Here is a 4,850-nt window from a genome sequence, read left to right as displayed (position 1 = left end):
CGACTGAGACCCGGTGCCCGAGCTCCCCGAGGTCGAGGTCGTCCGGAGCGGCCTGGAACGCCACGTGGTCGGCGCGACCATCACCTCGGTCGAGGTGCGCCACCCGCGCCCGGTACGGCGTGATCCCAAGGGTCCGACCGGTTTCGCGGACGCGCTGACCGGACGCACCGTCACCGCGGCCCACCGGCGCGGCAAGTACTTCTGGCTCGCCCTCGACAACGGCGACGCCCTGCTCGGACACCTCGGCATGAGCGGCCAGATGCTAGTGCAGCCCTCGTCCGCGCCCGAGGAGCGACACCTGCGGGTGCGGTTCGGGTTGCGGTTCGGTCGTGCAGCGGCCGACCGTGAGCTGCGGTTCGTCGACCAGCGGATGTTCGGGGGGCTCCTGGTCTCCGCCGGCGGTGCCACCCTGCCCCCGGAGATCGCCCACATCGCGCGTGATCCGCTCGACCCCGAGTTCGACGACGCCGCGTTCCTACGACGGCTCCGCAAGCGCAGTGCCGGGGTCAAGAAGCTCCTCCTCGACCAGGGACTCGTGTCGGGTGTCGGCAACATCTACGCCGACGAGGCGCTGTGGCGCGCGAAGATCCACGGTGACCGACCGGGGGAGCGGCTCACCGCCGCCCAGGCGCGGTTGCTCCTCGCAGAGGCCAGGTCGGTCATGGAGGCCGCCCTCGGGCAGGGTGGAACCTCGTTCGACGCGCTCTACGTCAACGTCAACGGCGAGTCCGGCTACTTCGACCGCGCACTGCACGTCTACGGCCGTGAGGGCGAGCCCTGCGACAGGTGCGCGACGCCGATCCGCCGGATCGCGTTCACCAACCGATCGTCGTTCTTCTGCCCCCGTTGTCAGCCGGCCCCGCGCAAGCCGCGAGGCCGCCGAACCGCAGCCTGAGGGGCCACTCCTGCTGGTTTGACCCCCGGCGCGGTTGGTGGGACTCTTGAAGGCAGCCCACATCCCGGGCTACCTCCTGAAGTTCGGAAGGCTCATCTATGGCCAAGGCGCTGATCGGCTACATGCACAGCGACCCCCGGACGCCGGCTCGACTCGCGGCTGAGAACGCCCGACTTCGCGCCCGTGTCGCCGAGCTCGAGGCGCTCACCCTCAAGCTCGCACAAGAGAACGACGCCCTCGCCGCGGCCACTGCCGGTGAGGTGCTGGACGTCGAGAGCGACCTCCAGCCCGCGTGATCTGACCGGTCCGAAATCCGCGTGACCCAGGGTCCCGCGGCCGCTAGCCTCTGGGCCTCGTGAGCATCCTCGAGCGGCTGGTCCCGAGCAGGCTCGGGTCCGAGTTCCGCCGGCTGCTCGCGGCATCCTGGATCACCAACACCGGGGACGGCCTGGCGCTGGCCGCCTCGCCGCTGCTCGTCGCGTCGCAGACGCACGACCCGTTCCTCGTCGCGCTCGCCCCGATGCTGCAGCAGCTGCCCTGGCTGCTCTTCGGCCTGCACGCCGGCGCCGTGGCCGACCGGGTCGACCGCAGGCTCCTCATGGTCGGCGCCAACCTCGCGCGGGCGCTCTTCCTGTCCGTCCTGCTCGTGTTCCTGGTGACCGGGCACGTCAACGTGCCGGTCGTGCTGGCCGCGGCCTTCGCGTTCGGGACCGCGGAGGTGTTCGTCGACACCACCACGCACACGCTCACGCCGATGCTGGTCGCCAAGCCCGACCTCGGGATCGCCAACAGCCGGATCTTCGCCGGTTTCCTCACCGTCAACCAACTGGCGGGGCCTCCGGTGGGCGCGGCACTCTTCGCGCTCGGCATGGCGTGGCCGTTCGCCGGCCAGCTGGTCTGCGTGCTGCTGGGCGCGCTGCTGGTGTCGCGCCTGAAGCTGCCGCCGCACGGCAAGCAGCGGCACGAGCGCACTCACATCCGGGCCGACATCGCCGAGGGGTTGCGGTGGCTGTGGCACAGCCCGCCGGTCCGGACCCTCGCCATCGTGATCGTCACGTTCAACATCACCTACGGCGCCGCGCTCGGTGTGCTGGTGCTGTACGCAACACGACACCTCGACATGGGTGAGGTGGGCTTCGGGCTGCTCACGACCGCGTCGGCCGTCGGCGGCCTGATCGGCACCACGGCCTACGGCTGGCTGGAACGACACGTCCCGCTCGGCACGCTGATGAAGACCTGCCTGCTGCTCGAGGTGTTCTTCCACCTCGCGCTGGCGCTCGCCACCGAGCCGTGGCAGGCGATGGCCACTCTGTTCGGGTTCGGCTGCTACGCGTTCGTCTGGGGCACGTTGTCGATGTCCGTGCGGCAGCGGGCGGTCCCGCAGGAGCTGCAGGGACGGGTCGGCAGCGTCTACATGGTCGGTGTCTTCGGCGGCATCGTGGCTGGCAACTTCCTCGGCGGCGTGATCGCCCGGGAGTGGGGCATCACCGCGCCGTACTGGTTCGGTTTCGTCGGCACCGGACTCTTCCTGGCGCTGATCTGGCCGCAGCTGAAGCTGATCGTCCACGCGGACCAGGAGGCGATCGAGACCCCCTGAGTGGTTGCATGGGGGCATGCCCCTCTCGCGTGAGGCCCTCGCCGAGCTCGCGGACGCGCTGCCCGACGGTGTCGTGGTGACCGATCCCGACCTGGTGGAGAAGTACCGGTGGGACCGCTCCCAGGACCCCCGCACCGGAACGCCGGCCGCGGTTGTCCGGGCCGAGGACGCCGGCCAGGTGCAGACCGCGGTGCGCTGGGCGGCGGCGCACCGCGTGCCGGTCGTCCCGCGGGGCGCCGGGAGCGGCCTCTCCGGTGGCTCCAGCGCCGTGGACGAGGGGATCGTGCTCAGCCTGGAACGCATGGCCGAGATAGAGATCGACACGTCCTGCCAGGTCGCGGTGGTCGAGCCCGGCGCCTTGAACGCGCAGGTGAAGGCGGCGGCCGCCGAGCACGGGCTGTGGTACCCACCCGACCCGTCGTCGTACGAGTTCTGCTCGATCGGGGGGAACGTGGCGACCAACGCCGGTGGCCTGTGTTGCGTGAAGTACGGCGTCACGACCGACTACGTGCTCGGGCTCGACGTCGTGCTCGCCGACGGCACGCTGGTACAGCTGGGCGGCAAGCGGATCAAGGATGTCGCCGGGCTGAGCCTGATGAAGCTGTTCGTGGGCAGCGAGGGCACGCTGGGCGTCGTGACCCGGGTGCTGCTGCGGCTCGTGCCGGCCCAGGCGGCCAGGTCCACGCTGGTGGCGTCGTTCGCGACGCCGACGGTCGCGGCCGAGGCGGTCGTGGCGATCCGGTCCCGGTTGCGGCCCTCGATGCTCGAGCTGATGGACCAGGCGTCGATCCGCGCGGTGGAGGCGCACCGGCCGATGGGCCTCGATCTCGAGGCGGGTGCCCTCATGGTGGCGCAGTCCGACGCCCCAGGGGCGGCCCGGACCGAGGAGATCGCACTGATGGAGAAGGCGTGCGTCGACGCCGGGGCGCTGGAGGTGTTCGTCACCGACGACGCCGACGAGGGTGAGCAGTTCGTCCAGGCGCGCCGGATGGTGATCCCGGCGGTGGAGCAGATCGGCGCGCTGATGCTCGAGGACGTCGGCGTACCCGTGCCCCGGCTCCCCGAGCTGCTGGCCACCGTGGCCGAGATCGCGGAGCGGCTCGACCTCGCGATCCCGGTGATCGCCCACGCCGGCGACGGCAACACCCACCCGTTGATCGTCGTACCGCGCGACGACGAGGCCGCCCGGCTGCGGGCGGTGCAGGCGTTCGACGAGATCATGTACGCCGCGATCCGCCTCGGCGGCACGATCACCGGCGAGCACGGCGTCGGGCGCACCAAGAAGGCCGCCCTGCCCGACCAGCTCGGCCCGGAGGTGATCGACCTGACCCGCCGGGTCAAGGCGGCGCTCGATCCCGACGGCATCCTCAACCCCGGCGCCATCCTCTGAGGTGTCACGCGGCCGCATCCAATAGCCTGCCGTGATGATTCGCGAGCGACACCTGTTCGGACCCGGCCCGACCAACCCGTACCCGGAAGCGACCGACGCCTTGGCCCGGCCGCTCCTGGGTCACCTCGACCCGGCGTTCCTGACGTTGATGGACGAGACCTGCGAGATGCTCCGGACCGCCTGGGGCACGAAGAACACGCGGACGCTGCCGCTGAGCGCGACCGGCAGCGCCGGGATGGAGGCCGCCTTCGTCAACCTGGTGCACCCGGGTGACGTCGCGGTGGTCGCGGTCAACGGGTTGTTCGGGCAGCGGATGTGCGACGTGGCGGCCCGCTGCGGGGCCGAGGTGGTCGCGGTCGAGCACGAGTGGGGGCAGCCCGTGGACGTGCAGCGGATGATCGACGCCCACCCGGCGCCGAAGATCATCGCGGCCGTGCACGCCGAGACGTCGACCGGTGTCCGCTCCGACATCGCTGCGCTCGGCGCCGCCAAGGGCGACGCGCTCCTCATCACCGATGCCGTCACCAGCATCGGCGGCATCGAGCTGCGGGCCGACGACTGGGGCATCGACGTCGGGTACGCCGGGACCCAGAAGTGCCTCGGCGTCGCTCCGGGTCTCGCGCCGTTCACGATCAACGACCGCGCCTTCGAGCGGCGGGTCGAGAAGCCGCGGTCGTGGTACCTCGACCTCGGCATGCTCGGCGGCTACGTCGGGGAGGCCGCCGGCAAGGGCCAGCGCACCTACCACCACACGGCACCCACCGCGATGGTGGTGAGCCTGCACGCCGGTCTCACCCGGATCCTGGACGAGGGTCTCGAGAACGTGTGGGCCCGCCACGAGGCGGCCGGCGACCAGCTCGCAGCCGGCCTGCAGGACCTCGGCCTCGAGCTGTTCGCCGCCGAGGGCCACCGGCTGCCCGAGCTGACCACGGTCAAGGTCCCCGACGGCGTCGACCCCCCCAAGGTCC

5 protein-coding genes are annotated in these 4,850 nt (G+C 71.4%); all 5 read left to right on the top strand.

Annotated features, from left to right (window positions below; genetic code table 11):
• Window positions 1-13: 13 nt before the first annotated feature.
• Entirely contained in the window at window positions 14-895 is an 882-nt protein-coding gene (gene mutM, locus VFZ39_RS12295; protein WP_330866056.1) for a bifunctional DNA-formamidopyrimidine glycosylase/DNA-(apurinic or apyrimidinic site) lyase, read from the top strand.
• 98 nt (window positions 896-993) lie between these two features.
• Window positions 994-1,191 carry a hypothetical protein gene (locus tag VFZ39_RS12290; protein WP_330866055.1) on the top strand — a complete coding sequence of 66 codons (198 nt, stop codon included), beginning with the start codon at window positions 994-996 and terminating at the stop codon, window positions 1,189-1,191.
• A gap of 59 nt (window positions 1,192-1,250) precedes the next feature.
• Window positions 1,251-2,492 (top strand): MFS transporter, encoded by a 1,242-nt coding sequence (locus VFZ39_RS12285; protein ID WP_330866054.1) that lies wholly within the window; start codon window positions 1,251-1,253, stop codon window positions 2,490-2,492.
• Between the two features lie 16 nt (window positions 2,493-2,508).
• Window positions 2,509-3,882: an FAD-binding oxidoreductase gene (locus VFZ39_RS12280; RefSeq protein WP_330866053.1), complete on the top strand. Its 1,374-nt coding sequence runs from the start codon at window positions 2,509-2,511 to the stop codon at window positions 3,880-3,882.
• 34 nt (window positions 3,883-3,916) lie between these two features.
• Window positions 3,917-4,850: alanine--glyoxylate aminotransferase family protein (locus VFZ39_RS12275; protein ID WP_330866052.1), on the top strand; the 934-nt coding region annotated here is incomplete at its 3' end.

This window comes from Nocardioides sp. (genome assembly GCF_036374615.1).
Lineage (GTDB): Bacteria > Actinomycetota > Actinomycetes > Propionibacteriales > Nocardioidaceae > Nocardioides.
Note: the sequence above shows the minus strand (reverse complement) of the source record. Positions and strands in the feature narration are given on the sequence as shown.

Coding starts and splice junctions, on each gene's coding strand:
- VFZ39_RS12290 (WP_330866055.1), top strand. CDS start 994: ATGGCCAAGGCGCTGATCGGCTACATGCACAGCGACCCCCGGACGCCG.
- VFZ39_RS12280 (WP_330866053.1), top strand. CDS start 2,509: ATGCCCCTCTCGCGTGAGGCCCTCGCCGAGCTCGCGGACGCGCTGCCC.